The organism is Streptomyces sp. NPDC056486 (genome assembly GCF_042795295.1).
Lineage (GTDB): Bacteria > Actinomycetota > Actinomycetes > Streptomycetales > Streptomycetaceae > Streptomyces.
Genome location: NZ_JBHTSF010000030.1, coordinates 18,251 through 43,765 on the forward strand (window position 1 = coordinate 18,251; position 25,515 = coordinate 43,765).

At 68.9% G+C, this 25,515-nt stretch carries 24 protein-coding genes and 1 riboswitch; of the genes, 15 read left to right on the plus strand and 9 right to left on the minus strand.

Going from position 1 to position 25,515, the window contains the following annotated elements; all coding sequences use genetic code 11:
* The first annotated feature begins 65 nt into the window (after positions 1-65).
* From coxB to ACFQ7F_RS14945, 4 genes are all read left to right on the plus strand, one after another.
* Positions 66-1,028 carry a cytochrome c oxidase subunit II gene (gene coxB / locus ACFQ7F_RS14930; protein ID WP_383270413.1) on the plus strand — a complete coding sequence of 321 codons (963 nt, stop codon included), beginning with the start codon at positions 66-68 and terminating at the stop codon, positions 1,026-1,028.
* On the plus strand, positions 1,025-2,761 hold the full coding sequence (ctaD, locus tag ACFQ7F_RS14935; protein WP_383270415.1) for a cytochrome c oxidase subunit I: 1,737 nt from the start codon (positions 1,025-1,027) through the stop codon (positions 2,759-2,761). Before coxB ends, ctaD begins: the two co-directional genes overlap by 4 nt.
* Entirely contained in the window at positions 2,758-3,156 is a 399-nt protein-coding gene (locus tag ACFQ7F_RS14940; RefSeq protein ID WP_383270417.1) for a cytochrome c oxidase subunit 4, read from the plus strand. The genes ctaD and ACFQ7F_RS14940 overlap by 4 nt, the downstream gene beginning before the upstream one ends.
* 158 nt (positions 3,157-3,314) lie before the next feature.
* Positions 3,315-4,562 carry an Ig-like domain-containing protein gene (locus ACFQ7F_RS14945; protein WP_383270419.1) on the plus strand — a complete coding sequence of 416 codons (1,248 nt, stop codon included), beginning with the start codon at positions 3,315-3,317 and terminating at the stop codon, positions 4,560-4,562.
* 83 nt (positions 4,563-4,645) lie between these two features.
* Here ACFQ7F_RS14945 and ACFQ7F_RS14950 read toward each other — a convergent pair whose 3' ends face one another.
* Complete coding sequence (locus ACFQ7F_RS14950; RefSeq protein WP_383270420.1) at positions 4,646-5,047, minus strand: hypothetical protein; 402 nt, start codon at positions 5,045-5,047, stop codon at positions 4,646-4,648.
* A 179-nt stretch (positions 5,048-5,226) separates the two neighbouring features.
* Between ACFQ7F_RS14950 and ACFQ7F_RS14955 the strand changes: the two genes are divergently transcribed.
* From ACFQ7F_RS14955 to ACFQ7F_RS14980, 6 genes are all read left to right on the plus strand, one after another.
* A complete protein-coding gene (locus ACFQ7F_RS14955) occupies positions 5,227-5,847 on the plus strand; it encodes a heme-copper oxidase subunit III (protein ID WP_383270422.1) in 621 nt (206 codons plus the stop codon).
* An 83-nt stretch (positions 5,848-5,930) separates the two neighbouring features.
* Positions 5,931-6,740: a c-type cytochrome gene (locus ACFQ7F_RS14960; protein ID WP_383270423.1), complete on the plus strand. Its 810-nt coding sequence runs from the start codon at positions 5,931-5,933 to the stop codon at positions 6,738-6,740.
* Positions 6,737-7,792 (plus strand): Rieske 2Fe-2S domain-containing protein, encoded by a 1,056-nt coding sequence (locus ACFQ7F_RS14965; protein WP_383270425.1) that lies wholly within the window; start codon positions 6,737-6,739, stop codon positions 7,790-7,792. The genes ACFQ7F_RS14960 and ACFQ7F_RS14965 overlap by 4 nt, the downstream gene beginning before the upstream one ends.
* Positions 7,789-9,420 (plus strand): cytochrome bc complex cytochrome b subunit, encoded by a 1,632-nt coding sequence (locus ACFQ7F_RS14970; RefSeq protein ID WP_383270426.1) that lies wholly within the window; start codon positions 7,789-7,791, stop codon positions 9,418-9,420. The genes ACFQ7F_RS14965 and ACFQ7F_RS14970 overlap by 4 nt, the downstream gene beginning before the upstream one ends.
* Before the next feature lie 139 nt (positions 9,421-9,559).
* A complete protein-coding gene (gene trpD / locus ACFQ7F_RS14975) occupies positions 9,560-10,624 on the plus strand; it encodes an anthranilate phosphoribosyltransferase (RefSeq protein WP_383270428.1) in 1,065 nt (354 codons plus the stop codon).
* A 74-nt stretch (positions 10,625-10,698) separates the two neighbouring features.
* Positions 10,699-10,815: riboswitch (SAM riboswitch) on the plus strand.
* 222 nt (positions 10,816-11,037) lie between these two features.
* Positions 11,038-12,432, plus strand: a complete 1,395-nt coding sequence (locus tag ACFQ7F_RS14980) for an aminotransferase class V-fold PLP-dependent enzyme (RefSeq protein WP_383270430.1) — start codon at positions 11,038-11,040, stop codon at positions 12,430-12,432.
* Here ACFQ7F_RS14980 and ACFQ7F_RS14985 read toward each other — a convergent pair.
* From ACFQ7F_RS14985 to ACFQ7F_RS15015, 7 genes are all read right to left on the minus strand, one after another.
* On the minus strand, positions 12,384-13,616 hold the full coding sequence (locus tag ACFQ7F_RS14985; RefSeq protein ID WP_383270432.1) for a glycerate kinase: 1,233 nt from the start codon (positions 13,614-13,616) through the stop codon (positions 12,384-12,386). The two genes, ACFQ7F_RS14980 and ACFQ7F_RS14985, sit on opposite strands and share 49 nt — an antisense overlap.
* A 23-nt stretch (positions 13,617-13,639) precedes the next feature.
* On the minus strand, positions 13,640-15,046 hold the full coding sequence (locus tag ACFQ7F_RS14990) for an SLC13 family permease (RefSeq protein WP_383270504.1): 1,407 nt from the start codon (positions 15,044-15,046) through the stop codon (positions 13,640-13,642).
* 88 nt (positions 15,047-15,134) lie between these two features.
* A complete protein-coding gene (locus tag ACFQ7F_RS14995; RefSeq protein ID WP_361199069.1) occupies positions 15,135-15,797 on the minus strand; it encodes a response regulator transcription factor in 663 nt (220 codons plus the stop codon).
* Positions 15,794-17,317 (minus strand): ATP-binding protein, encoded by a 1,524-nt coding sequence (locus ACFQ7F_RS15000; protein ID WP_383270434.1) that lies wholly within the window; start codon positions 17,315-17,317, stop codon positions 15,794-15,796. The genes ACFQ7F_RS14995 and ACFQ7F_RS15000 overlap by 4 nt, the downstream gene beginning before the upstream one ends.
* The gene (locus ACFQ7F_RS15005) at positions 17,238-17,567 is read right to left on the minus strand and encodes a small secreted hydrophilic protein (protein ID WP_383270436.1); all 330 of its coding nucleotides are present in this window, start codon (positions 17,565-17,567) and stop codon (positions 17,238-17,240) included. The genes ACFQ7F_RS15000 and ACFQ7F_RS15005 overlap by 80 nt, the downstream gene beginning before the upstream one ends.
* An 83-nt stretch (positions 17,568-17,650) precedes the next feature.
* Positions 17,651-17,932, minus strand: coding sequence for an Lrp/AsnC family transcriptional regulator (locus tag ACFQ7F_RS15010; protein ID WP_383270438.1), 282 nt, complete (start codon positions 17,930-17,932; stop codon positions 17,651-17,653).
* On the minus strand, positions 17,929-18,660 hold the full coding sequence (locus ACFQ7F_RS15015; RefSeq protein WP_383270439.1) for a rhomboid family intramembrane serine protease: 732 nt from the start codon (positions 18,658-18,660) through the stop codon (positions 17,929-17,931). Before ACFQ7F_RS15015 ends, ACFQ7F_RS15010 begins: the two co-directional genes overlap by 4 nt.
* Before the next feature lie 138 nt (positions 18,661-18,798).
* Between ACFQ7F_RS15015 and ACFQ7F_RS15020 the strand changes: the two genes are divergently transcribed.
* The 5 genes from ACFQ7F_RS15020 (at position 18,799) to ACFQ7F_RS15040 (ending at position 24,260) form a co-directional block, all read left to right on the plus strand.
* Positions 18,799-19,038 carry a hypothetical protein gene (locus ACFQ7F_RS15020; protein WP_383270441.1) on the plus strand — a complete coding sequence of 80 codons (240 nt, stop codon included), beginning with the start codon at positions 18,799-18,801 and terminating at the stop codon, positions 19,036-19,038.
* Between the two features lie 34 nt (positions 19,039-19,072).
* Positions 19,073-20,422 carry an NYN domain-containing protein gene (locus ACFQ7F_RS15025; RefSeq protein WP_383270443.1) on the plus strand — a complete coding sequence of 450 codons (1,350 nt, stop codon included), beginning with the start codon at positions 19,073-19,075 and terminating at the stop codon, positions 20,420-20,422.
* Between the two features lie 317 nt (positions 20,423-20,739).
* Positions 20,740-21,771: a C40 family peptidase gene (locus ACFQ7F_RS15030; protein WP_383270445.1), complete on the plus strand. Its 1,032-nt coding sequence runs from the start codon at positions 20,740-20,742 to the stop codon at positions 21,769-21,771.
* A gap of 225 nt (positions 21,772-21,996) precedes the next feature.
* Positions 21,997-23,025 carry an NlpC/P60 family protein gene (locus ACFQ7F_RS15035; RefSeq protein WP_383270447.1) on the plus strand — a complete coding sequence of 343 codons (1,029 nt, stop codon included), beginning with the start codon at positions 21,997-21,999 and terminating at the stop codon, positions 23,023-23,025.
* Between the two features lie 38 nt (positions 23,026-23,063).
* Positions 23,064-24,260, plus strand: a complete 1,197-nt coding sequence (locus tag ACFQ7F_RS15040) for a hypothetical protein (RefSeq protein ID WP_383270449.1) — start codon at positions 23,064-23,066, stop codon at positions 24,258-24,260.
* Here the strand turns inward: ACFQ7F_RS15040 and ACFQ7F_RS15045 are convergent.
* Complete coding sequence (locus ACFQ7F_RS15045; RefSeq protein WP_383270451.1) at positions 24,217-25,485, minus strand: glycosyltransferase 87 family protein; 1,269 nt, start codon at positions 25,483-25,485, stop codon at positions 24,217-24,219. The genes ACFQ7F_RS15040 and ACFQ7F_RS15045 overlap by 44 nt on opposite strands.
* Between the last annotated feature and the right edge of the window lie 30 nt (positions 25,486-25,515).

The window sequence follows — 25,515 nt, forward strand, 5'->3', positions numbered from 1 at the left end:
CGGCGACCGACGACCGAGAAGGCCGCACCCGACCGCGCGGGCCGAGACTCTCGGGAAGGCGCTACGTGAGTCCCAACGGCTCCGACCGCTCGTCGCGGCGCCCGATGCGGCGGAAGCTGCCGCAGGTGCTGACTGCGGGCCTGATCCTTGCGACCGCTACCGGTTGCACATACAAGGATTTCCCCCGCCTTGGAATGCCGACCCCGGTAACGGAAGAGGCACCTCGGATCCTCTCCCTCTGGCAGGGCTCGTGGGCGGCAGCGCTCATCACGGGCGTGCTGGTATGGGGGCTGATCATCTGGAGTGTCATCTTCCACCGGCGCAGCCGCACCAAGGTGGAGGTACCTCCGCAGACGCGTTACAACATGCCCATCGAGGCGCTCTACACGGTGGTCCCCCTCATCATCGTCTCGGTGCTCTTCTACTTCACGGCACGTGATGAGTCGAAGCTCCTCCATCTCGACGCGAAGCCTGCCCACACGGTCAACGTGGTCGGCTATCAGTGGAGCTGGGGCTTCAACTACATCGAGAACGTGAAGGGTTCCGACAAGGACGACGCGAAGTCGGCCAAGGAGCTGGAGGCCATCCCGGACAAGTTCCGCGATGCCTTCCCGTCCAACGCCGGCGGCGTCTACGACGTCGGTACGCCCGGCCAGCGGAACCCGCAGAACGGCAACCCCGGTCCGACCCTCTGGCTCCCCAAGGGCGAGAAGGTCCGGTTCGTCCTGACTTCGCGTGACGTCATCCACTCCTTCTGGGTGGTGCCGTTCCTCATGAAGCAGGACGTCATCCCGGGCCACACCAACGCCTTCGAGGTGACTCCCAACAGGGAGGGCACCTTCATGGGCAAGTGCGCCGAGCTCTGCGGTGTCGACCACTCCCGGATGCTCTTCAACGTCAAGGTCGTTTCCCCCGAGCGCTACCAGAAGCACCTCGAGGACCTGGTGAAGAAGAACCAGACCGGTTACATCCCGGCCGGCATCGAGCAGACGAAGCACGAGAAGAACCGGGAGACGAACAACCTGTGAGCATCCTCAACGAACCTCAGGGTGCCGCGGCAGCGGAAGACTCGTCCGAGAACGAGCTGCCGGTACGGCGCGCACAGCCGGGCGCTGTGGTCATCAAGTGGCTCACCACCACCGACCACAAGACGATCGGCACGCTCTACCTGGTCACGTCGTTCGCGTTCTTCTGCATCGGCGGCGTCATGGCGCTCTTCATGCGCGCCGAACTCGCTCGTCCCGGCTCGCAGCTGATGTCGAACGAGCAGTTCAACCAGGCGTTCACGATGCACGGCACGATCATGCTGCTGATGTTCGCGACGCCGCTGTTCGCCGGATTCGCGAACTGGATCATGCCGCTGCAGATCGGCGCGCCCGACGTGGCGTTCCCGCGGCTGAACATGTTCGCGTACTGGCTGTACCTCTTCGGCTCGCTCATCGCGGTGGCCGGCTTCCTCACCCCGCAGGGTGCGGCCGACTTCGGCTGGTTCGCCTACTCCCCGCTGTCGGACGCCGTCCGCTCGCCGGGCATCGGCGCCGACATGTGGATCATGGGCCTGGCCTTCTCCGGCTTCGGCACGATCCTCGGTTCGGTCAACTTCATCACCACGATCATCTGCATGCGTGCTCCTGGCATGACGATGTTCCGGATGCCGATCTTCGTGTGGAACGTCCTGCTGACCGCCGTACTGGTCCTGCTGGCCTTCCCGGTCCTGGCCGCCGCGCTGTTCGCCCTGGAGGCGGACCGTAAATTCGGTGCCCATGTATTCGACGCGTCCAATGGCGGCGCGCTGCTATGGCAACACCTCTTCTGGTTCTTCGGCCATCCAGAGGTGTACATCATCGCTCTACCATTCTTCGGAATCATTTCCGAAGTGATCCCGGTCTTCTCCCGGAAGCCGATGTTCGGCTACATGGGCCTGATCGGCGCGACGATCGCCATCGCGGGTCTCTCCGTGACCGTGTGGGCGCACCACATGTACGTCACCGGTGGCGTGCTCCTACCGTTCTTCTCCTTCATGACGTTCTTGATCGCCGTGCCAACGGGCGTGAAGTTCTTCAACTGGATCGGAACGATGTGGAAGGGCTCACTGAGTTTCGAGACACCGATGCTCTGGGCCGTCGGCTTCCTGATCACCTTCACCTTCGGTGGTCTGACCGGCGTCATCCTGGCCTCGCCGCCGATGGACTTCCACGTGTCGGACTCGTACTTCGTGGTCGCGCACTTCCACTACGTCGTCTTCGGCACCGTGGTCTTCGCGATGTTCTCCGGCTTCCACTTCTGGTGGCCGAAGATGACCGGCAAGATGCTGGACGAGAAGCTCGGCAAGATCACCTTCTGGACGCTGTTCATCGGCTTCCACGGCACGTTCCTGGTGCAGCACTGGCTGGGTGCCGAGGGCATGCCGCGTCGTTACGCGGACTACCTCGCTGCCGACGGCTTCACCGCGCTGAACACGATCTCGACGATCTCCTCGTTCCTGCTCGGTCTGTCGATCCTGCCGTTCTTCTACAACATCTGGAAGACCGCCAAGTACGGCAAGAAGATCGAGGTCGACGACCCGTGGGGCTACGGCCGCTCGCTCGAATGGGCGACGTCCTGCCCGCCGCCGCGGCACAACTTCCTCACCCTGCCGCGGATCCGTTCCGAATCCCCGGCGTTCGACCTGCATCACCCTGAGATCGCGGCTCTCGACCAGCTCGAGAACAGCGGCCACGGTGACAAGGCGCTCGCGGGCGGCAAGGAGGCCGGCAAGTGAAGGTCCAAGGCAAGATGTTCATCTGGCTGAGCGTCTTCGTGCTCGTCATGGCGATCGTCTATGGCGTGTGGTCGAAGGAGCCGGCCGGTACGACCGCGCTGTTCCTGGCTTTCGGTCTGTGCATCATGATCGGCTACTACCTGGCCTTCACGGCCCGGCGTGTCGACGCTGCCGCACAGGACAACAAGGAGGCCGACGTAGCGGACGAGGCCGGCGAGGTGGGCTTCTTCAGCCCGCACAGCTGGCAGCCGCTCTCGCTGGCCATCGGTGGCGCGTTCGCCTTCCTGGGAGTCGTCTTCGGCTGGTGGCTGCTGTACTTCTCGGCCCCCCTCCTGATGATCGGCCTCTTCGGCTGGGTCTTCGAGTACTACCGGGGCGAGAACCAGACTCAGTGAGTCTGTGATTCACCGCTCCACCGCTCCACTTGCTTCACCGCTTCATCGAGGGGCCCGGATACTCCGTCAGGAGCATCCGGGCCCCTCGTGTGTGGCGTCCCCACCTCGGACGGGTCACTCGGCGCGCCGAGGCCGATGAACCTTCATACCGTGTGTTCATGAGCCACTCACCGCGAATCCGCACGGTACTGAGCTGCACCTTGCTGGTGGCCGCCCTCGGGGTGGGAACCACGGCTTGTGGCGGCTCCGGCAGCCATCCGCTCTCGGCGAAGCCGTACGACGCGGCGGGCCAGATCGCCTTCAACGGTCCTGTGGGCAGCCAGAAGGCGGATCCGGACAAGCCCCTGGAGGTCACGTCCCAGGGCGATGAGGGGCGCATCACCGATGTGACGGCCACCGACGCGATGGGCCGTTACGTGGCCGGTGAACTCTCCGCCGACGGCGCCCGTTGGCACAGCACCACGCCTCTCGCGGCGGGTACGCACTACACGGTGCGGGTCAGCGCCGAGGACGAGGAAGGATCGCCGGGCCGCAAGGTCTTGACGTTCGACACGAACGCCCCGCAGAAGAAGAAGCGCCTCGACGTCACCTTCGGCCCCGACTCGGGCAAGTACGGCGTCGGGCAGCCGGTCACGGCAAAGCTCAGCGCCAAGGTGAAGGGCAAGAAGGCCAGGGCGATCGTGGAGCGCGCGCTCAAGGTCGAGACGATGCCCGCCACGCTGGGCGCCTGGCACTGGGTGGACAGCAAGACGCTGCACTACCGCCCCAAGGAGTACTGGCCCGCGGGCGCGAAGATCAACGTACGGAGCAACCTCGAAGGCATCAAGGTCCGCGAGAGGCTCTGGGGCGGCGACGCCAAGCCCCTGAAGCTGAGCATCGGCGACCGCGTCGAGGCCGTGACGGACGCCGGGTCGCACTACATGACCGTCTACCGCAACGGTGAGGAGATCAACTCCATGCCGGTGACGACGGGCAAGCCCGGCTACTCCACGCGCAACGGCGTCAAGGTGGTGCTCGGCAAGGAGTACTCCGTACGCATGACCAGTGCCAGCATCGGCGCATCGGACTTCTACGACAAGATGGTCTACTACGCGACGCGGGTCACCGACTCCGGCGAGTACGTGCACGCCGCTCCTTGGTCGGTCGGCTCGCAGGGCTACGCGAACACCAGCCACGGCTGCACCGGCATGAGCACCGACGACGCCGCCTGGTTCTACGAGACCGTCCGGCAGGGCGACATCGTGAAGGTCGTCAACAGCGCCGGAGCGGACATGGATCCGTTCGGCAACGGCCTGGGCGACTGGAACGTGGGCTGGAAGGACTGGCGGGACGGCAGCGCCCTGTTGGGCGGCGTCAAGAAGGGCCCCACGGTGATCGACGCGGCCCGGCTGCGGCCGCAGGTCTAGCGGCTCAGGTCCAGCGGCTCCGCAGAAGGCACAGAACAGCGCAGGAGGCCCCGCACCGAGGTGCGGGGCCTCCTGTCGTGCCGTCAGGCCTGGATGGCGAGCCTGTCGCGCAGCAGGGCGGCCAGAGAGCTCGCGAACTCGACGGGATCGACCGGAAGGGTCACCGCTGCCTCCGCGCGGCTCCAGGTGGCCAGCCAGGCGTCCTGCGGGCGTCCCATGAGCAGGAGCACGGGCGGGCACTGGAAGATCTCGTCCTTGAGCTGACGGCAGACTCCCATGCCGCCGACGGGCGTCGCCTCGCCGTCCAGGACGCAGACGTCGATTCCGCCCCGGTCGAGTTCCTTCAGGACGGCGGGCAGCGTCGCGCACTCGATGAACTCGACCGCGGGAACGTCCGCCGCCGGCCTGCGTCCGGTGGCCAACCGGACCTGCTCGCGGGTGCTCGCGTTGTCGCTGTAGACCAGCACCGTGGCGGTCGGCTGCATTGTTCCTCCGCTTCGTTGAGGGGCATTCGGCCGGGGACCGATGCGCGGATGCTACTCCTCCGGACACCCCGTCAACAGCGGTTCGGACAGCCCTTCGATGGGCCATACGGGCAGGACACACCCCTCAGACACTCCGAACGGCACCCCCCGGGGTGAGGGCGGGATAAGCGACCGACATAATGTCGGTCGTGGCGACAGCAACGACAGTAGATACCGGGCACGCGCACCCGCCGGTCAATCGGCCGAACCTCACCAGCGTCGGAACCATCATTTGGCTGAGTTCCGAGCTGATGTTCTTCGCGGCCCTCTTCGCGATGTACTTCACCCTGCGATCGGTGACAGGACCTGAGCACTGGAAGGAAATGGCGTCCGCGCTGAACTTCCCGTTCTCGGCGACGAACACCACGATCCTGGTGCTCTCCTCCCTCACTTGCCAGCTAGGCGTGTTCGCCGCTGAGCGTGGTGACGTGAAGAAGCTCCGGATGTGGTTCATCGTCACCTTCATCATGGGTGCGGTCTTTATTGGTGGTCAGGTGTACGAGTACACCGAGCTGGTCAAGCACGAGGGCCTCTCGCTCTCGTCCGACCCGTACGGCTCGGTCTTCTACCTGACCACCGGCTTCCATGGCATGCACGTGACAGGCGGGCTCATCGCCTTCCTGTTGGTCCTCGGCAGGACGTATGCGGCCAAGAAGTTCACCCATGAGCAGGCGACCGCAGCCATCGTCGTGTCCTACTACTGGCACTTCGTCGATGTTGTCTGGATCGGTCTCTTTGCCACGATCTACATGATCAAGTAAACGGAGGCCGGGCTCAGACGGGCCCGACGTTCCGACTCATTCCAGAAGCATCGACGCAGAAGATCCTGACACCGGGGTAATCCGTGAAAAAGCTCTCCGCACGACGACGCCACCCCCTGGCGGCGGTCGTCGTCCTACTCCTCGCGCTGGCGGCCACCGGGGGGCTGTACGCCGCGTTCGCTCCGGCGGACAAGGCGCAGGCCGACGACACCGCCCAGTCCCTCGCCATCGACGAGGGCAAGAAGCTGTACTCCGTGGGCTGCTCCAGCTGCCACGGAACCGGCGGTCAGGGGTCCTCCGACGGTCCTAGCCTGGTGGGCGTCGGCGCAGCCGCCGTCGACTTCCAGGTCAGCACCGGCCGCATGCCGCTGCAGCAGCCGGGCGCCCAGGCGCCGAAGAAGAAGGCCATCTACAACCAGGCCCAGATCGACCAGCTCGCGGCGTACATCGCCTCGCTGGGCGCGGGACCGACCGTCCCCACCGAGAAGCAGTACAGCCCGGACGGGGCGGACATCGCCAAGGGTGGCGAGCTGTTCCGCACCAACTGCGCGCAGTGCCACAACTTCACCGGTGAGGGCGGCGCGTTGACGAACGGCAAGTTCGCTCCGACGTTGGAAGATGTCTCCCCGAAGCACATCTACGAGGCCATGCAGACCGGCCCGCAGAACATGCCGTCCTTCCCCGACACGATCATGCCGGAGAAGAACAAAAAGGACATCATCGCGTACCTCGACGCGGTCAACGGCGAAGAGTCCGAGAGCCCTGGCGGTCTCAAGCTGGGTGGCCTGGGGCCGGTCAGTGAAGGCCTGTTCGGCTGGATCTTCGGTCTCGGCTCGCTGATCGCGGTCGCCGTGTGGGTCGCCGCTCGGACCGCAAAGGCCAAGAAGTCATGAGTAGCCAAGAGAAATCAGAAGAGAACCTGCCCAGCGCGCAGGAGACCGAGCACGGCTCGGTCGCGGTAGCGGACGAGAACCCGTTCGCCGACCCGGGGCTTCCGCCCCATGAGCATCGTGTCCAGGACATCGACGAGCGGGCCGCCAGGCGTTCCGAGCGTGCGGTCGCCTTCCTGTTCGTGCTGTCGATGCTGGCCACGATCGGCTTCATCGCCTCGTACGTGGCCTTCCCGGTCGGCAAGATCGTCTATATCTTCCCGATCGGCCACATCAGTGCGCTGAACTTCTCCCTGGGCATGACCCTGGGTGTGGCGCTCTTCTGCATCGGCGCGGGCGCGGTCCACTGGGCCCGCACCCTGATGTCCGATGTGGAGGTCGCCGACGAGCGGCACCCGATCGAGGCCGAGCCCGAGGTCAAGGCCAAGGTCATGGCCGACTTCAAGGCCGGTGCCGCGGAGTCGCAGTTCGGCCGGCGCAAGCTGATCCGCAACACGATGTTCGGCGCGCTGGCCATGGTGCCGCTCTCCGGCGTCGTCCTGCTGCGTGACCTCGGTCCGCTGCCCGAGGACAAGCTGCGGCACACGCTGTGGTCCAAGGGCAAGCTGCTCGTGAACATGAACACGAACGAGCCGCTGCGGCCGTCGGACGTCGCGGTCGGATCGCTGACCTTCGCCAAGCCCGAGGGCCTGGAGGAGCACGATCACGACTTCCAGAAGGAGATCGCCAAGGCGGCCCTGATGATCGTCCGGATTCAGCCGGCGGACATCAAGGACAAGCAAGAGCTCGAGTGGTCGCACGAAGGTGTCGTCGCGTACTCGAAGATCTGCACCCACGTCGGCTGCCCGATCTCCCTGTACGAGCAGCAGACGCACCACGTCCTCTGCCCGTGCCACCAGTCCACCTTCGACCTCTCCGACGGTGCCCGAGTGATCTTCGGCCCGGCCGGTCACGCGCTGCCGCAGCTGCGCATCGCCGTGAACGAAGAGGGCTACCTCGAGGCGCTCGGCGACTTCGCCGAGCCCGTCGGTCCTGCATTCTGGGAGCGCGGATGAGCACTTCGGCGAACGACAACCGTAAGAAGGAGGCGCCCGCCGGTGAGCGGGTCGCCGACTGGGCCGACGGCCGCCTGGGGATCTACTCCCTGGCCAAGGCCAACATGCGCAAGATCTTCCCGGACCACTGGTCCTTCATGCTCGGTGAGATCTGCCTCTACAGCTTCATCATCATCATCCTCACGGGTGTGTACCTGACCCTGTTCTTCCACCCGTCGATGAACGAGGTGGAGTACCACGGCAGCTACATCCCGCTGCAGGGCCAGCTGATGTCCGAGGCGTTCAACTCGACCATGCACATCAGCTTCGATGTGCGCGGTGGTCTGCTGATCCGGCAGATCCACCACTGGGCGGCGCTGATCTTCCTCGCGGCGATGTTCGTGCACATGATGCGCGTCTTCTTCACGGGTGCCTTCCGCAAGCCGCGCGAGGTCAACTGGGTCTTCGGTTTCCTGCTGTTCGTCCTGGGCATGTTCACCGGCTTCACCGGTTACTCGCTCCCTGACGACTTGCTCTCCGGTACCGGTGTGCGCTTCATGCAGGGCGCGGTCCTGTCCGTGCCGATCGTGGGCACGTACCTCTCGATGTTCCTGTTCGGCGGAGAGTTCCCCGGCGGCGACTTCGTGGCCCGGTTCTATTCGGTGCACATCCTGCTGCTGCCGGGCATCATGCTCGGCCTCGTGGTGGCGCACCTGATCCTGGTCTTCTACCACAAGCACACGCAGTTCGCGGGCCCCGGCAAGACGAACAAGAACGTCGTCGGCATGCCGCTGCTTCCCGTCTACATGGCGAAGGCCGGAGGCTTCTTCTTCCTGGTCTTCGGTGTCATCGCGATCGTCTCGGCGCTCGCCACGATCAACCCGATCTGGGCGATCGGCCCCTACCGTCCGGACCAGGTCTCCACCGGAGCCCAGCCCGACTGGTACATGGGCTTCTCCGAGGGGCTGATCCGTGTCATGCCGGGCTGGGAGATCAACGCCTGGGGTCACACGCTCGTCCTGGGTGTGTTCATCCCGCTGATCATCTTCCCGCTGGTCCTGGTCGCGATCGCGGTCTATCCGTTCATCGAGTCCTGGGTCACCGGCGACAAGCGCGAGCACCACATCCTGGACCGCCCGCGCAACGTCCCGACCCGTACGGCCTTCGGTGTCGCATGGATCACCTGGTACTTCGTGTTGCTCGTCGGTGGTGGAAACGACCTCTGGGCCACGCACTTCCATCTGTCGATCAACTCGATCACCTGGTTCGTGCGCATCGCCTTCTTCGTGGCACCGGTCCTCGCCTTCATCGCCACCAAGCGGATCTGCCTGGGTCTGCAGCGGCGCGACAGGGAGAAGGTCCTGCACGGCCGCGAGTCGGGCATCATCAAGCGCCTGCCGCACGGTGAGTTCATCGAGGTCCACGAGCCGCTCAACCAGGAGCAGCTGCACACGCTCACCGCGCACGAGCAGTACGCGCCGGTCGAGATCGGCCCCTCGGTCGACGAGAACGGCGTCGAGCGCAAGGTGTCGGGGCCGCAGAAGCTCCGGGCCAAGCTCTCCAAGGGCTACTACGGGGAGGACAACCAGATCCCCAAGCCCACCACCGAGGAGTACAAGGAGATCACGAGCGGCCACGGCCACCACTGATCCTCTGATGCTCTGACCACAAGGTCGCCACGGCGAGAGCCCCGTCCATGCATCCAGTGCATGGACGGGGCTCTTTGCCGTCCCCCGGGCTGGATAAGGTGTTCCTGTCCTACGCCTTAAACGAACCCAGGAGCGGCAGATGAGCGCTGTGACCCCCGCAGGAGGCAACACCGCGGCGGCCCGTTCCTGGCCCGGTGTACTGAACGGTCTTCTTGAGGGACGTGACCAGAGCACCGAGGACACGGCCTGGGCCATGGACCGCATCATGCGCGGCGAGGCGTCCGACGCGCAGATCGCCGGCTTCGTGGTCGCGCTGCGGGCCAAGGGCGAGACCGTGGAGGAGATCTCCGGTCTCGTACGCACGATGTACGAACACGCCAATGTGATCGAGGTGCCGGGCCGGACGGTCGACATCGTCGGCACCGGCGGTGACGGCGCCAAGACCGTCAACATCTCCACGATGTCCGCGATCGTGGCCGCCGGCGCGGGCGCGAAGGTCGTCAAGCACGGCAACCGCGCCGCCTCCAGCGCATCGGGAGCCTCCGACGTCCTGGAGAAGCTCGGGGTGAATCTGGAGCTGCCGCTGAACCGGGTGGTCGAGGTGGCAGAGGAAGCGGGGATCACCTTCTGCTTCGCCGTGAAGTTCCACCCGGCGCTGCGACACGCCGGCGCCGCGCGCAGCCAGCTGGGGATCAGGACCGTCTTCAACGCCCTCGGCCCGCTCACCAACCCGGCCAAGGTGCGGGCCCAGGCGGTCGGGGTCGCCGACGCGCGGATGGCGCCGATCGTGGCCGGGGTCTTCGCCGAGCGCGGGCACTCGTCCCTCGTCTTCCGCGGCGACGACGGGCTCGACGAGCTGACGACCACGGCGACATCGCGGGTCTGGGTCGTGCGGGACGGCGCCGTGCGCGAGGAGGCCTTCGACCCGCGGGACGTCGGCATCGACCTCGTCCCTGTGGAGGCGCTGCGGGGCGCTGACGCCTCGTACAACGCCGAGGTGGCGCTGCGCCTCCTGGACGGGGAGAGCGGCCCTGTGCGGGACGCCGTGCTGCTCAACACGGCGGCGGCCCTGGTGGCCCTCTCGCCGGGCGAGGGGAGCCTCGTGGAGCAGATCGGCGCCGGTATCGCGAAGGCGGCGGAGTCGATCGACTCCGGGGCCGCGAAGAAGTCCCTGGAGCTTTGGGTGGCGGCCAGCAACAGGTGAGTGTGGCGCACGCCGCAGTCCGGATCCCGGACTGCGGTGTGCACCGAGAAGATCGTGTGGCAAGATGCTGCGCAGGTCATGAGTGACAGCGATTAGGCCCCGGCTCGCTGTCCGGCAACCCTCCGTCCGTGGCGGGGTGCCCCGGGTGAAGACCAGGCCGTACGCAGCAAGGCGTATGGCAAGCGCGGACCCCTGCGCACTCGATGAGTGTCGTACCCCTGGGGTCCTGGTCCTCAAGGGAGCAGTCTCGTGAGCAAGCGAATGCGATAGGGCCTCGGGCCCCGTTCGCAGTATCCCCTCCGCCCGGCGAAGAGCGCCGCGCGTTGAGGCAACACCCGTACGCGGAGCAGTAGTTGTGCTGCCGCACGGGATCTTAGGCAGCTGTTTCGTCTTGCTCGCAGGGAGATATCGCCATGTCCGCACACCCCGCCGTCGCCCAGGCCACCGCCACCGAGTCCGCCGACCCCTGCTGTGCCGCGCCGCTCGCGGTCCTCGGCCGTGACGTCACCGTGCCGCTCGTGACCGGCGGCGAGGTGACCTACGCGGCGCTCGACTACGCGGCGAGCGCCCCGGCCCTGCAGCGCGTGTGGGACGACGTGGCCGCGTACGCGCCGTACTACGGCAGCGTGCACCGCGGTGCCGGGTACCTCTCGCAGCTCTCCACCGACCTGTTCGAGAGCAGCCGCGTCACCGTCGCCGAGTTCCTCGGCTGCCGCGAGGACGACCAGGTCGTCTTCACCCGTTCGACCACCGACTCCCTCAACCTGCTGGCCTCGGCCCTCCCTGCCGACTGCCAGGTCTTCGTCTTCGAGACCGAGCACCACGCCTCGCTCCTGCCGTGGCGCGACGCCCGTGTGACGTACCTGAACGCCCCGCGCACCGCCGAGCAGGCCGTCGAGACCCTGGAGCGCGCCCTCGCAGACCGTGACCCCTACGGTCCCGCCCTGGTCTGCGTGACCGGCGCGTCGAACGTCACCGGTGAGCTGTGGCCGGTCAAGGAGCTCGCCGCCGCCTCTCACGCGCACGGCGCCCGCATCGTTCTCGACGCCGCGCAGCTCGCCCCGCACCACCCCGTCTCCATCAGCGAGCTCGACGTCGACTGGGTCGCCTTCTCCGGCCACAAGCTGTACGCGCCCTTCGGCTCGGGTGTCCTCGCGGGCCGCTCCGACTGGCTGCGGGCTGCCGAGCCCTACCTCGCGGGCGGCGGCGCCTCGCGCAAGGTCGCGCGGCGTGCGGACGGCGGCGTGGACGTGGAGTGGCACGACACCGCCGCACGGCACGAGGCCGGTTCGCCGAACGTCATCGGCGTGTACTCGATCGCCTCCGCCTGCAAGGCGCTGACCGAGGCGGGCTTCGACGAGCTCGTCGCCCGTGAGAACCAGCTCATCGCGAAGGTGCGCGAAGGCCTCGCCGAGGTGCCCGCCGTGAAGGTGCTCTCGCTCTTCGGTGACGACGCGCCGCGCGTCGGTGTCATCTCCTTCGTCGTCGAGGGCTGGAACAGCTCGCACTTCGCCGCCGCTCTCTCCGCCGAGTACGGCATCGGCGTACGCGACGGCCTCTTCTGCGCCCACCCGCTGGTGCGCACCCTGCTCGGCACTGACCCGCAGACGCAGGGCGAGTGCGGTGCCCCCGAGGCCGCGCCCGGCGAGAAGTCGCTGAACGCGATCCGTGTCAGCTTCGGCGCGGGCACCCCCGACGAGCACGTGGAGCGTTTCGTGCGCGCCGTGAAGGAGCTCGTGGCGGACGGTGCCCGCTGGAACTACCGCACCGAGGAAGGCCGGTGCGTGCCGGACACCACGGCCGCCTGAGCCTTGGTCCGCCCCTTGGTCTGTCCCTTGTCCCGTCCCTTCAGGCGTGACCCCAGAACGATCATCCGCAGGGCCCGCTCGGTCGCGTCGGTGAGGAACTCTCCGCCACGGCCGAGTGCCTCGGTCAGCGAGACAGGCGCGGGCAGGATCGCGCTGTAGGCGTCCACGCCCTCCGCCCGTACATGGTGCGCGCCCTGGCCGATCGTGCCCGCCAGGACGAGGACCGGGCGGCCGAACCGCTTGGCGCGCCGTGCCACCTCTGCGGGGATCTTGCCGCGCGGGGTCTGGTGGTCGAGGGCGCCCTCGGCCGTGACGACGAGGTCGGCGCGGGCCAGGCGCGCGTCCAGGTCCAGATGGTCGAGCAGGACGTCGAAGCGGGGGAGCAGCTGGGCGCCGAGCGCCGCGAGACCGGCTCCCAGACCGCCGGAGGCGCCCGTTCCGGGGCCGAGGGAGAGGTCCGCCGTGACACGCAGGTCGCGGGTCAGGACGTACGCCCAGTGTTCTAGGGCCGCCGCCAGCTGTTCGACCTGGGTGGGCGTCGCGCCCTTCTGGGGGCCGAAGACGCGGGCGACGCCGCGCTCGCCGGTCAGGACGTTGAAGGGGTTGCAGGCGACGCGGATCTCGGTGTCCTTCAGGCGGGGGTCGAGGCCCGAGGGGTCGATACGGCTCAGCCGCATCAACTCCCCGCCGCCGCGCGGGAGTTCCCAGCCGTCCGCGTCGAGGAGTCGGGCGCCGAGCGCCTGGAGTGCCCCCGCGCCGCCGTCCGACGTGCCGGAGTCGCCGCAGCCCACCAGGATGCGGCGGGCGCCCGCGTCGAGCGCTGCGCTGATCAGCTCGCCGACGCCGTACGTCGTCGTGGCCCCCGGGTCGCGCAGATCGCGCGGTACCAGCGAGAGCCCGGCGACCGCGGCCATCTCCACCACGGCGACGCCGGACGGGAGCAGCGCGAAGTGCGTGCCGATCCGCTGGCCGACGGGCCCTGTGGCGGGCAGCGCGACCAGTCGGCCGCCGCCGGTGGTGGCCAGGGCGCGGGCGGTGCCCTCGCCGCCGTCCACCAGGGGGATCAGATCGGTCTCCGCGTGCGGGACGACGCGGCGTACCCCTTCGGCGATGGCCTCGGCCGCGGACTGCGCGGACAGGGACTCCTTGAAGCCGCTGGGGGCGATGGCGAAACGGGTCAGCATGAGGGTCTCCACGGCAGAGGGAACTAGCGGACGGGTACGCCGAGCAGCGGCCAGAGCGCGACGGCGAAGAGCAGGACGAGCGCGGCGGTCAGCGGTGCGAGGACCGCGGAGAGGCGAAGCAGGTCGCGCGGGGTGTAGGTGGGGGTGCCCGGGATGTCGGCGAAGAGCGTGACGGGCTTCGCGGACGCGGGCAGGGTGTGGCAGAAGCCGGCCGCCGCGGTGGAGGCGAGGGCGGCCGCGACCGGGTTGACGCCCGCGCCGACGGCCGCCGCGACGACGAGGGGGACCAGGACGGACGAGCGGGCCGAACGGGACTGCAGGACCAGATGCGCGGCCGTGCTGACCGCCACGACGACGGTCAGGAAGAGCCAGGGCGGCACGTCAAGAGGGACCCCGCCCACCAGCCACTTCGCCGCTCCCGAATCGGCGAGCGCGACCCCCATCGCCATCGTCGCGGCCATGAAGAGCAGCAGCGACCAGGGCACCGTCTTCAACGCGTCCTTCAGGCGTACGGTGCCGAGGGCGGGGGACGAGGCGACGACCGCGCCGATCAGCGCGACCACGGCGGGCGGCACCTGGTGCAGCGGTTCGCTGCACCAGAGCGCGACGACCGTGGCGAGCAGGAGGGCGCAGCGGGTCTCCGCGGGCTCCCAGACTCCGGTGACCGGCTGCTCGCTGTGCTCCTGAAGCTGCTCGACGGTGATGTGGACCGGCCCTTCGCGGTCCGCGGGCCGTGTCGTCGTCAACAGGACGGCCTCCGCGGCCAGGTGGGACGAGGCGACGGCGAGCGGCAGGCCGAGCAGCATCCACTGCGTGAAGCCGATCCGCTCCCCGGTGGCCTCCCACAGCACGGACACCGTGATCAGGTGTGCGCCCGCACCGATCAGGGTCGCGACCGCGGAGAGCAGGATCACGGTCGGGAACAGCAGGGCGAGCATCACCACGAGGCGCCTGCGGTCGGCGAGGACTTTGGCGAGCGCGAGGAAGACGGGAAGGGCGAGCGCGGCGCGGCCCGACGTGGCGGGCACCGCGAACGCCGTCACGACCAGGGCGGCCGTGGTCAGGTGCGTCAACTGCCGTACGGTGCGGGCCCCGCTGACGAGAAAGGCCGCCGCGCGGCCCGCGAGACCGCTGCGGGCGACCGCGGCGGCGAGCACGAAGGCGCAGATCAGCAGCCAGACCGTCTCGTCACCGAGGGTGCCGAAGAGTGTGTCGCTGCTGATCACCCCGGTCGCGGTGAGCGCGAGCCCGGCGCCGAGCGCGATGTACGTGTCGTCGATCGGTGTACCGATCCACGCACAGGTCGCCAGGGCGAACACGCCGAGGGTGAGGCGTGCGTCGCCGCTCAGGCCGGGGAAGTTGCCGGGCACCAGGAGCAGCGCGCACAGGCTGAGCGCGATGCACAGGATGACGGCTCGGCGGGGATTCAGGGTCACATGACGAGCCTCGGGCTCGGCCGTGAGGCCTCAATGAGCCGTTGATGAAAGGAATTTCACCCACGGCCCCGGCTGCGGGTCGTCATCCCGGCAGCCGGTACCCCATCCCGCGCACCGTCTCCACCCGCTCGGCGCCCAGTTTCTTGCGCAGCGCCCGTACGTACACGTCCACGATGTTGGACCCCGGGTCGAAGTCGTAGCCCCACACGTGCGACAGGATCTGCTCCCGGGAGAGCACCTGCCCCGGGTGACGCAGGAAGAGTTCGAGCAGCACGAACTCACGTGCCGTCAGGTCCACGGTCCGCTCGCCCGAACGCGCCCTGCGCGTGCGCAGATCCAGCGTCAGCTCCCCGCTGCGCAGCACCGTCACCTCCGGCGCCCCCGCCGCCGTACGCAACCGCAGGCGCACCCGCGCGAGCAGCTCCTCGAAGCGGAACGGCTTGGTCATCCAGTCGTCGGCGCCGCCTTCCAGGCCCGCCACCGTGTCCCGCACCGAGTCGCGCGCCGTAAGGACGATGACCGGGGTGCTCACGCGGGCCTCGCGCAGCTGCCGCAGGACCGTGAAGCCGTCCTTGCCGGGCAGGCCGATGTCCAGAACGACCAGATCGAAGCCGCCGGTCAGGGCGTAGTCGTAGGCCGCGTCGCCGTCACCGACCGCGGTGGTGGTGAAGCCGTTGGCGCGCAGGCCCTTCTCGACGAAGGAGGCGATGCGCTCCTCGTCCTCGACGATGAGAATCCGGTTCATGGCAGTCCTGGTTCCTGTTCTCGCAGTACTTCTCGCAGTACGAGGACGAAGGTGGCGCCGCCGCCTTCCGTGGGCCGCAGCTCGACCTGCCCTCCGTGTCCTTCGGCGATCGCGCGCACGATGGCCAGGCCGAGTCCGGCGCCGGTGGCCCGGGAGCCGCGGCGTGCGGTGCCGCGCCGGAACCGCTCGAAGATCACTGCGGCGTCCTGCGCCTGGACGCCGGGCCCGCTGTCGGCGACGTACAACTCGATCCGGCCCGCCGTGCCGCGCGAGCCGATGCCGATGCGCTGCCCGGGGACGGTGTGCTGGACGGCGTTCTGGGCGAGCTGCACCATCGCCTGGGTGATGCGTTGCGGGTCCAGGCCTGTCTCGCCGTCGGCCACTTCGGCCAGCTTCCATTCGCGGTCGCCGAGCGCCCGCGCCTTGACGAAGACGTCGGCGGTCAGCTCGGCGAGCTGCACCGGCTCCGGGGTGACGAAGTCGGGGCGTTCGGCCTTGGCGAGGAGGAGGAGGTCCTCGACGATCCGGCTCATCCGGTCGAGCTCCTCCATGACGATGCGGGTCGTCTCCTCGCGCTCGCGCGGATCGTCGCCCATCAGCTCCAGATGGCCGCGGACGATGGTGATGGGGGTGCGCAGCTCGTGCCCCGCGTCGTCGACGAACTCCCGTTGCGCGGCGAACGCGCGCTCCAGGCGGTCGAGCATGCCGTTGAACGTCTCGGCGAGCGCGGCGATGTCGTCCCTTCCCTGTACCGGGATGCGCTGGGTCAGATCCTGCTCGGTGAGCTGCGCGGCGGTCGTACGCACCAGGCGTACGGGCTTGAGGATGCGCCCCGCGACCACCCAGCCGATGCCGGTCGTCATCAGGAGGGCGACCCCGGAGATGGCGAGCAGCATCGTGAACACGTCACCTGCCTTGGCCTGTTCGCCCGCCGGGTGGAAGGCGACGACGAACGCCGCCGCCGGATGGCCCGCGCTCGCCGCGATCTCCACCTTCGCCCAGCGGACCTCGCCCCGGTCGCGGTGCAGCGTGCCGGTCGCGTCGGGGGACCCGAAGACGGTGCGCAGCGCGGCGGGGTCCTCGGCGAGCGGATGGTCGATCCGCGGCTCGCGCGACTGTTCCTTCTTCGCGGGCGCCTTCCCGGGGCGGCCGACCAGGCCGAGGAGCTCCTCGTCGGGGTCGGCGTACTGACGGGACAGGAAGAGCCGCAGGAGGGGGTCGGGAGCGGCGAACTTCCGGCCGGTGTGCGGATCGACCCCTTCGCGGGCGAGATTGGTGAACTCCGCGGTCTCCTGGGCAAGGAGCCGGTCGATGCGGTGATCGACGTCGCGCAGCAGGACGGAGCGCGTGGTCGCCGCGACCGCGGTGAGCGCGACGGCCATCACCACGAGCAGCCAGAGCAGGATGCGGACACGGGCCGATATCCGGCGGAGCGGGTGTTCAGCCGTCGTCACCGGGGCCGTCGTCGTCGTTGTCGCCTCGGCCGCTGTCTTCGTTGCCGTCGTCGTCGTTGCTGTCATCGCCCGGGGAATTCTCGCTCACCGGCGGCGGGGACACCGTCTCGTCACTCGGCGTCGGCCGGGGAGTGGTGGGCTTCGGCGAAGGCGACGACGGAGGTGACGGCGATGACGACGAGCCGCTCTCCAGCTCCACTTTGGGCGGGGCCTTGGGAGATTCGGGGCTGTCGGTCAGGGCGTAACTGGTCGCGGCGATGCCGAGGGGGATCGCCACTACGGCGGCGAGGGCCGCCATGCGGTGGGAGAAGACCATGGCAGTGAGCGTGCGGGGCGTACCGCGTCAGAAGCATGAGCCGCAGATGAAGAAACCCTCATCCGGCAGCTGCCCGCGCGAGCCTAGGAGTCGAGGCCGATGGCGAACGCCGCTTCGAGGTCGTGCTGGGAGTACGTGCGGAACGCGACATGGGTGTCCGTACCCTCCACGCCGGGGATCTTGCTGATCTTGCCGGGGATGACGTCGGCAAGGTCGTCGTGGTGCGCGACACGCACCATGGCGATCAGGTCGTACGTGCCGGTCACGGAGAAGACCTCGCTGACGCAGTCGAGGGCGGCGATCGACTCGGCGATCTCCGGGATCCGGTCCACGCTGGTCCTGATGAGCACGATCGCGGTGATCACGGCTGGCTGTCTCCCTCGGTAACCGGTGCTGGCTTCTTCACTCTAGCCGTCCTGCCATACCGCACCCACGCGTAGCAGAAGCCCAGCGAGAACCCCACGATATGGGCCAGATAGGCGACTCCGGGACCCTGCACGCCCTGCAGCGCCGCAAGCCACTGCAGCGCCACCCAGAACGGAAGCACCACCCACGCGGGGAAGCGCAGCGGCAGGAAGAAGAGGAACGGGAAGAGGCTGGTGACCCGCGCCTTCGGGAAGAGCCGCAGGAACGCGCCGAGCACCGCGGAGATCGCCCCCGACGCGCCCACCAGGGTCTGGTCGGAGCCCGCGTGCGCGACCGCGTAGGCGAACAGGGCGAGATAGCCGCAGCAGAGGTAGAAGAGCGCGAACGGGAAGTGCCCCATCCGTTCCTCGGCCATCGCCCCGAAGACGAAGAGGAAGAGCATGTTGCCCAGGAGGTGCAGCCAGCTGCCGTGCACGAAGAGGGCGGTGGCCGGGGCGAGCACGGGCCGCAGCGCCCCGCTGAACAGCTCCTCGGGGACCACGCCCCAGCGCTCGAAGTAGGCCTGCTGGGCGGCGAGCAGCTTGTCGCCCGTGCCGTACGAGGGATTGAACCCGGACATGGGGGAGATCAGGAACACCAGACAGCAGGCAGCGATCAGGCCGTACGTCACCGGGGCCGACTGTCCCCTGAGTGTCCGGCCCGCTGTCGTACCCCACGTCTTGATCATGAACAGAGCATGACGTAAGGGCAGCAAACCGTACAGAGCGCCCCGCCGCGCGGGAGGCCGCCGCATGGAGACCCTTACAGGCCTTAGGGTTACGGGCACCACGCACCATGGAATTCCGAAGGAAAGCGAACAGCCACGATGACGGTTCCTCTGCCGACCGACACCACCCGGTGGCGCTGCGCGCTCTGCGGCAACCTCACGCGCTTCGACGTGACCCGCAGTTCGAAGGTCGTCGAATATGTGCACCTCGACCTGGCCGGTGAGTCGAACATCGAGGAACGCGAGGTGGTCAGTGAGACCATCGAGTCGGTGCGCTGCCGTTGGTGCAACGCGGTGGACCAGGTGGAACTCGTGGACAGGCCGGGTGCCGGCTCCTGAGGGAGCGGGCCCCGCACAGCTAGTGGGGTGACGGATGGTGGAGAGCGCGAGCGGGGAGCCGGACGACGGCACCGCTGAGGTGCTCGACCGTCCGCTGCCGGACGGGGTGCGCCGGCGGGTCGTCCAGATCGTCTCGGACGGCTTCGGCGGCCTCACGGTCAGCGAACTGCCCGCACAGCTGCGGCAGTACGCCCGCTTCACGCCGACCCGGCGCACGAAGTTCGCGGGCAACGCGATGGCGACGGCACTGGAGGGCGACCCGCTCTTCCGCCAGCGCATCGGCGAACGTCTCAGAGAGACGCAGCCCGAGCTCACCGGCGCCCTGGACGCGGGATCACCACCCCCGGCCGCGGACCCCCTCGATGTGGCGGCCGCGGCCTATGTACTGCGTCCCACCGGCTGGGTGAAGCTGGTGACCGCCGCGGGCGAGGAAGCCCAGCGGGCGGACGCCGAGCGCGTGGACGACGAGACGAGGGTCGAGCTCGAACGGCTGCGCGAGGAACTCTCCGTCGCCCGCGGTCAGACGAAGGCCGACACCGAACGGCTGCGCGCGGAGCTCGAGTCGGCGAAGAAGGAAGCCGAATCGATGCATCGCAAGCTGCGCGGCGCCCTCAGCGACGTCAAGCGCGGCGAGGCGGCCCTGCGCAAGGCCACCGCCGAGTTCGATGCGGCACGCGCCGACGGCCAGGCGCAGCTGTCCGCCGCCGAGAGCGAGTCCCGGCGGCTCAAGGCGCGGCTCAGCGAGACGGAGGCCGCCCTGGAGGCCAGCCGCAGGGCGGCACGCGAGGGCCGCAGCGTCGAGGACATGCGGGTGCGCCTGCTGCTCGACACGGTCCTGGAGTCCGCCCAGGGGCTGCGCCGTGAACTGGCCCTGCCGCCCGTCTCCGTGCGGCCCGCCGAGACCGTGGACGCCGTCGAGCCGGGCCGGATGACGCCGAAGGACATCGCCGCCCGCGCGCTCTCCGAGAACGACCCGGCGATCCTCGACCAGCTGCTCGCGCTGCCGCAGGCGCACATGGTCGTCGACGGCTACAACGTCACCAAGACCGGCTATCCGACGATGCCCCTGGAGAAGCAGCGGCTGCGCCTTCTCGGCTCGCTCTCCCAGTTGGCCGCGCAGACCGGCGCCGAGATGACCTGTGTCTTCGACGGGGCCGAACTCGCCGCGCCCGTGCTGCTCGCGCCGCCGCGAGGGGTGCGGGTGCTGTTCTCCAAGCCCGGCGTCACCGCGGACGAACTGATCCGCCAACTGGTGCGCGCCGAGCCTCCCGGGCGCCCCGTGGTCGTCGTGTCGACCGACCGCGAAGTGGCCGACGGGATCGCGAAGGCGGGGGCGCGTCCGGTCGCTTCGGTCGTCCTCCTGAAGCGGCTCTCACGCGGCTGACGCAAGGGGCTCGCGCGTGGCTGACGTGCGCCCCGTTCGCGCTGCAAAGAGTACGCAAGTAACTCCTGTTCCGTATGCTCGAATTGAGGCTCCGACTACGCAACGTAGCGTCAATTGATCATTACAGCCTGTGCGTTATCGGTAAAATATGCGCCCCGCACCCCCCTTTTTTCCGGTCAGGATTTGAACTGATCACAAGAAGGTCACTAAGGTCTCGCCTCGAACCTCCGCTCGGTTGATCACCCATCCGGGGTGGCAGCGGTGGTACCCGCCGACCGGGTCTCGGTAGGCGGCTGGAGGAAGAAGGAGCCGCCTTCGTGGCGTCCCACCGTCGACCCAAGCAGCCGAGCCGCGCGCGCGTGACCGTGCTCACCGCCACCGCCGCCGCTGCCGTCGCACTCACCTCCCAGGCGGCCAACGCGGCCCCGAGTGAGAAGCCGAGCAAGGACGAGGTCAAGTCCAAGGTCGACAAGCTCTACGAGGACGCGGGCCGGGCCACCGACCGGTACAACGGCGCCAAGGAGAAGCAGGAGAAGCTCGAGAAGGAGATCGGCGAGCTTCAGGACAAGGTCGCACGCGGCCAGGAGGGCCTCAACGACCTGCGCGACGGCCTCGGTTCGATGGCCAGCGCGCAGTACCGCTCCGGCGGCCTCGACCCCTCCGTCCAGCTCTTCCTCTCGGCCGACCCGGACGACTACCTGGACAAGGCGTCGACCATGGACCAGCTGAGCGGCCAGCAGGTCGAGGCGCTCAAGAAGGTCCAGGAGAAGCAGCGGACCCTCGCGCAGGAGCGCAAGGAGGCTTCCGACAAGCTCAAGGACCTCGCCGACACGCGCACGGAACTGGGCAAGAAGAAGAAGGAAGTCCAGAGCAAGCTCGGCGCCGCCCAGAAGCTGCTCAACACCCTCACCGCCAAGGAGAAGGCGGCCCTCGCCGAGAAGGAGACGCGCGCCAGCCGCGACGCCGGCGACCGCGTGGACCTCGGCAAGGAGGTCCCTGCCTCGCAGCGCGGCCAGGCCGCCCTGAGCGCCGCCGCCACGCAGGTCGGCAAGCCGTACGTGTCCGGCGGCAGCGGCCCCAACTCCTACGACTGCTCGGGCCTCACGCAGTGGGCGTACAACCAGGCCGGTGTCCAGATCACCCGGACCACGTACACCCAGCAGAACGACGGCACGAAGATCGGCCGCGGCGAGCTGAAGCCCGGCGACCTGGTGTTCTTCAACAGCCTCGCGCACGTCGGTTTCTATGCGGGCAACGGCCAGGTGCTCCACGCCCCGAAGCCGGGCGCCGTGGTGCGCTACGAGTCGATGTCCACCATCGGCTCCTTCCAGTTCGGCGTCCGCATCTGAAACGACCGGAGTACCGCCCAAACGGGCGAATTCCGGTAACTCACGCTGACCCCGCGCCCCGTCGGTGACCTGCGTCTCCGGCGGGGCGTCACGGTGTGTACACGGCAGGGTCTTTGGCCGTGACGTGATCCCACGGCTACTGTCGCGCGCATTCCCCCGACGCATCGGGGGACTTTCCCCCGGGTCCGCCCGGGGGTCCGTCATGCGGAGGGAGAGCGGCTTCCCGTGGGGTCCCATCGTCGTCTCGCACTGTCCGGCCTCGACCGGAGCACGCGCGTCACCATCCTTTCGGCCGCTGCGGCCACCGCTGCGGCCGCCCTCGGCGCCGCACCGGCGGGCGCCGCGCCGCAGGACACGCCGACCACCACCAAGGCCAAGGTGGACCGCCTCTTCGAGCAGGCCGAGAAGGCCACCGAGCTGTACAACAAGGCCGATGAGCGTGCGGACACACTGCGGGGGCAGGTCGAGCGGGCCAAGGACAGCGTCGCCCGCGGCCAGGAGCGCATCAACACGATGCGCGGCGCGCTCGGTTCGCTCGCCGGGGCCCAGTACCGCTCGGGCGGCATCGACCCCTCCCTGGCCCTGCTGCTCTCCTCCGACCCGGACGGCTATCTGGACAAGGCGGCGGCGCTCGACCGCATCAGCATCCGGCAGGCCGGTGAACTGACCGATCTCCAGAAAGCCCAGCGCAGCCTCTCCCAGGAGCGCACGGAGGCCGGCCACAAACTCTCCGAGCTCGAGAAGAGCCGCGCCGCCGTGGCCCGCCACAAGCGCGGCGTCGAGCACAAGCTCGCCAAGGCGCGCAAGCTGCTCAACTCGCTGTCCTCGCGGGACCGGGAGCAGTACGACAGGGCGTCTCGCTCGGGGCGCGGCGACCTGCCCGACCTCGGGAGCGCCGTGCCGTCCTCGTCACGGGCCGCCGCCGCCGTAGCGGCGGCACGCTCCGCGGTGGGCCGCCCCTACGTGTGGGGTGCCAACGGCCCTTCCGGCTTCGACTGTTCGGGCCTCATGCAGTGGTCGTACGGGCAGGCGGGTGTGGGCCTGCCGCGTACCTCGCAGGCGCAGCGGTACGCCGGGCAGCAGGTGCCCCTCTCGCAGGCCAAGCCCGGTGACCTGGTCGCCTACCGCGACGACGCGAGCCACATCGGGATGTACATGGGCAACGGCCAGGTCGTGCACGCGCCCTACCCCGGAGCGCCCGTGCGCTACGACCCGGTCGGCATGATGCCGGTCTCATCGGTGACACGGGTCTGACCGGCACCCCGCGGCCCGCTGCCCGTACGATCTGAAACGTGGCTGGTCGAGGGCGTGGCTCGTGGGTGCTGGGGATCTGTGTCGCCCTGCTCGTCGGGTGCGGCGGTCCTTCGGCGCCCGATGCCGCGCCCGCGGACGTGCGCAGGCTGCTCGACCGGCGCGCGGACGCGGTGCTCGACCGGGACGCGAAGGCGTACCGCGCGACGGGCCGCGACGCCGAGGCCGCCGACGTCTACGACAACCTCCGCGAGGTGCCGCTGACGTCCTGGCAGTACCGCCTGACCGCCTTCGACCGCAACGGCACGCGGGCCACGGCGACCGCGGACCTCCGGTACCGGATCAAGGGCTACGACAGCGAGCCGCTCACCACCTCGCGCGTGCTCACGCTCCAGGAGCGCGACGGACGGTGGTACGTCGCCGCTGAGCGCCCCGCGAAGAAGGCCACGCAGCAACTCTGGGACCAGGGTCCCGTCACGTCCGTACGGGGCGCTCACAGCCTTGTGCTCGGCATCGGGCGCAGCGAGCGGGACGAGGAGACGCTGCATGGGTACGCGGACCTCGCCGACCGCGCGGTTCCCCTGGTGAAGGACGCCTGGCCGGGGAAGTGGCCGGAGCGGGTCGTCGTCCTGGTGCCCAAGTCCCTTGAAGGCATGGCCGGGCTGCTGGGGGCGCCTGCTTCCGGCTACAAGGGGATCGCGGCGGTGACCACGGGGGAGGCGGGCGGATCCGGGGCGGCGCCCGCGGATCGGATCATCGTCAACCCCGAGGCGTACGGCCTGCTCGGCGACTTCGGCAAGCAGGTCGTCCTGACCCACGAGACGGCCCACGTCGCGACCCGCGCGCGCACCTCACCGGCGACCCCGCTGTGGCTCTCCGAAGGCTTCGCCGACTGGGTGGGCTACCGCGGTACGGGCCGCACCGCCGTACAGGCCGCCCCCGAACTGCGCCGAGCCGTCCAGCGGGACCAACTGCCCGGCGCTCTCCCCGATGACGAGGCGTTCGGCTTCAGCGGGGAGGCGGGGAAGCTGGCCGAGGCGTACGAAGGGGCGTGGCTGGCCTGCCGGATGATCGCGGACCAGTGGGGCGAGGCGAAGCTGACGGGCTTCTACGAAGCGGTCGGTGAGCACAAGAAGAGGCCCGGTGCGGTGGAAGATGCGCTGAAGGACGTCCTGGACACCAGTGAGCAGGAGTTCACGGCGCGGTGGCGTACGTATCTGCGTGCGGAGCTCGGCTGACCTCTTCGGGCGCCGACTCGCGTTCGCGGGCCCGGGGTTCGGACACCGTCTGCCGCCAGAGGTTCCGGCAGCCGAGCAGCGCCGCCGCGACGAGCAGACCGTTGCGGGTGAAGAGCAGGGCGATGCCCAGCGGGTCGCTCGCCACCACGTGCGAGAACCAGAGGGGGAACTCCAGGAACGTGACGAACGTGGCCGCGAGCACCAGACGCACGGGCACCACCATGCGGCTCGCGCGAAACGCCAGGCACACGGCGGCGACCCCGACCAGCCACAGTAGGTACTGCGGGCTGATCACCCGGCTCGTCGCCGTGAACAGCAGCACGGCGACGAAGGCCGCGTCAGCGACCGTGCTCGCCGACCGGACCCGCGCGCGAAGCCGCCACACGAGCAGCCAGCAGAAGGCCGCCGCGGAAAGACCCTGCGCCACCGTGCTGACCAGCGCGACATACGGGCCGAGGAACTCCACCGAGCCGTAGTTGAGCTGTACGTCGCCCTGCCAGCCGAGATGGCGCGCGACATGGAAGACGAGCGCGCCGAGCGACTCGATCTCGGTGCCGCGGTCGCGCTGGAAGGTCAGAAAGGCGAGCGCGCCGGGCATGGTCACGAGGAAGGCGAGGGTCAGGCCGAGGGCGGTGGCGAGGGCCGCGCCCCACGAACTCCGGGTGGCACGCGCGCGTGGCGTGCCGATGAGCAGCAGGGCGGGCCACCCCTTGAGCAGCGCGCCGAACCCGGCGAGCGCCCCCATCGTGCGGGGGTGCCGCGCCCCGGCGAGCAGCGCGGCGACCGCGACGGCCGTCACCATCACGTCGTAGCGGGCGTACACGGTCGGCCCGAGCAGCGCCAGGCCCACGACCCACACCCAGGCTCCCTTCAGGGACTTGCCGGGCCGTCGGCCCGCGTACAGGAGCAGCCCGCAGGCCAGCGTGTCGGCGAGGAAGGCGAGCACGAAGAAGGCCGACGTGTAGCCGAGGAAGGGCAGCAGGGCGGGGGAGAGGATCGCGAGGGCGGCGGCGGGCGGGTACTGCCAGGTGACGTCGTCGAGGGGGAAGGTGCCGGTGCGCAGGACCTCGTACCAGCCCTGGTAGATGACGGAGACGTCGCTGGTCACGTCCGGACCCGGGGCGGTGAGCACCTTGAAGACGCAGAGCAGCAGCACGGTCCTGGTCAGGACCCAGACGGTCAGGATCCGCACCACGCGCACCACGCCCCTTTTCGGATACTTCATTGTGGTTCGGTGAGCCATGATGCCGGGCGC

Bases quoted from the DNA above. Each gene is read 5' to 3' on its own strand.
- ACFQ7F_RS15045 (WP_383270451.1), bottom strand. From the start codon at position 25,485: ATGAAGTATCCGAAAAGGGGCGTGGTGCGCGTGGTGCGGATCCTGACC.
- ACFQ7F_RS14995 (WP_361199069.1), bottom strand. From the start codon at position 15,797: ATGAACCGGATTCTCATCGTCGAGGACGAGGAGCGCATCGCCTCCTTC.
- trpD (WP_383270428.1), top strand. From the start codon at position 9,560: ATGAGCGCTGTGACCCCCGCAGGAGGCAACACCGCGGCGGCCCGTTCC.
- ACFQ7F_RS15025 (WP_383270443.1), top strand. From the start codon at position 19,073: ATGGTGGAGAGCGCGAGCGGGGAGCCGGACGACGGCACCGCTGAGGTG.
- ACFQ7F_RS14945 (WP_383270419.1), top strand. From the start codon at position 3,315: ATGAGCCACTCACCGCGAATCCGCACGGTACTGAGCTGCACCTTGCTG.
- ACFQ7F_RS14955 (WP_383270422.1), top strand. From the start codon at position 5,227: ATGTCGGTCGTGGCGACAGCAACGACAGTAGATACCGGGCACGCGCAC.
- ACFQ7F_RS15005 (WP_383270436.1), bottom strand. From the start codon at position 17,567: ATGGTCTTCTCCCACCGCATGGCGGCCCTCGCCGCCGTAGTGGCGATC.
- ACFQ7F_RS15020 (WP_383270441.1), top strand. From the start codon at position 18,799: ATGACGGTTCCTCTGCCGACCGACACCACCCGGTGGCGCTGCGCGCTC.
- ACFQ7F_RS14965 (WP_383270425.1), top strand. From the start codon at position 6,737: ATGAGTAGCCAAGAGAAATCAGAAGAGAACCTGCCCAGCGCGCAGGAG.
- ACFQ7F_RS14980 (WP_383270430.1), top strand. From the start codon at position 11,038: ATGTCCGCACACCCCGCCGTCGCCCAGGCCACCGCCACCGAGTCCGCC.
- ACFQ7F_RS14985 (WP_383270432.1), bottom strand. From the start codon at position 13,616: ATGCTGACCCGTTTCGCCATCGCCCCCAGCGGCTTCAAGGAGTCCCTG.
- ACFQ7F_RS15000 (WP_383270434.1), bottom strand. From the start codon at position 17,317: ATGACAGCAACGACGACGACGGCAACGAAGACAGCGGCCGAGGCGACA.
- ACFQ7F_RS14970 (WP_383270426.1), top strand. From the start codon at position 7,789: ATGAGCACTTCGGCGAACGACAACCGTAAGAAGGAGGCGCCCGCCGGT.
- ACFQ7F_RS14950 (WP_383270420.1), bottom strand. From the start codon at position 5,047: ATGCAGCCGACCGCCACGGTGCTGGTCTACAGCGACAACGCGAGCACC.
- ACFQ7F_RS15015 (WP_383270439.1), bottom strand. From the start codon at position 18,660: ATGATCAAGACGTGGGGTACGACAGCGGGCCGGACACTCAGGGGACAG.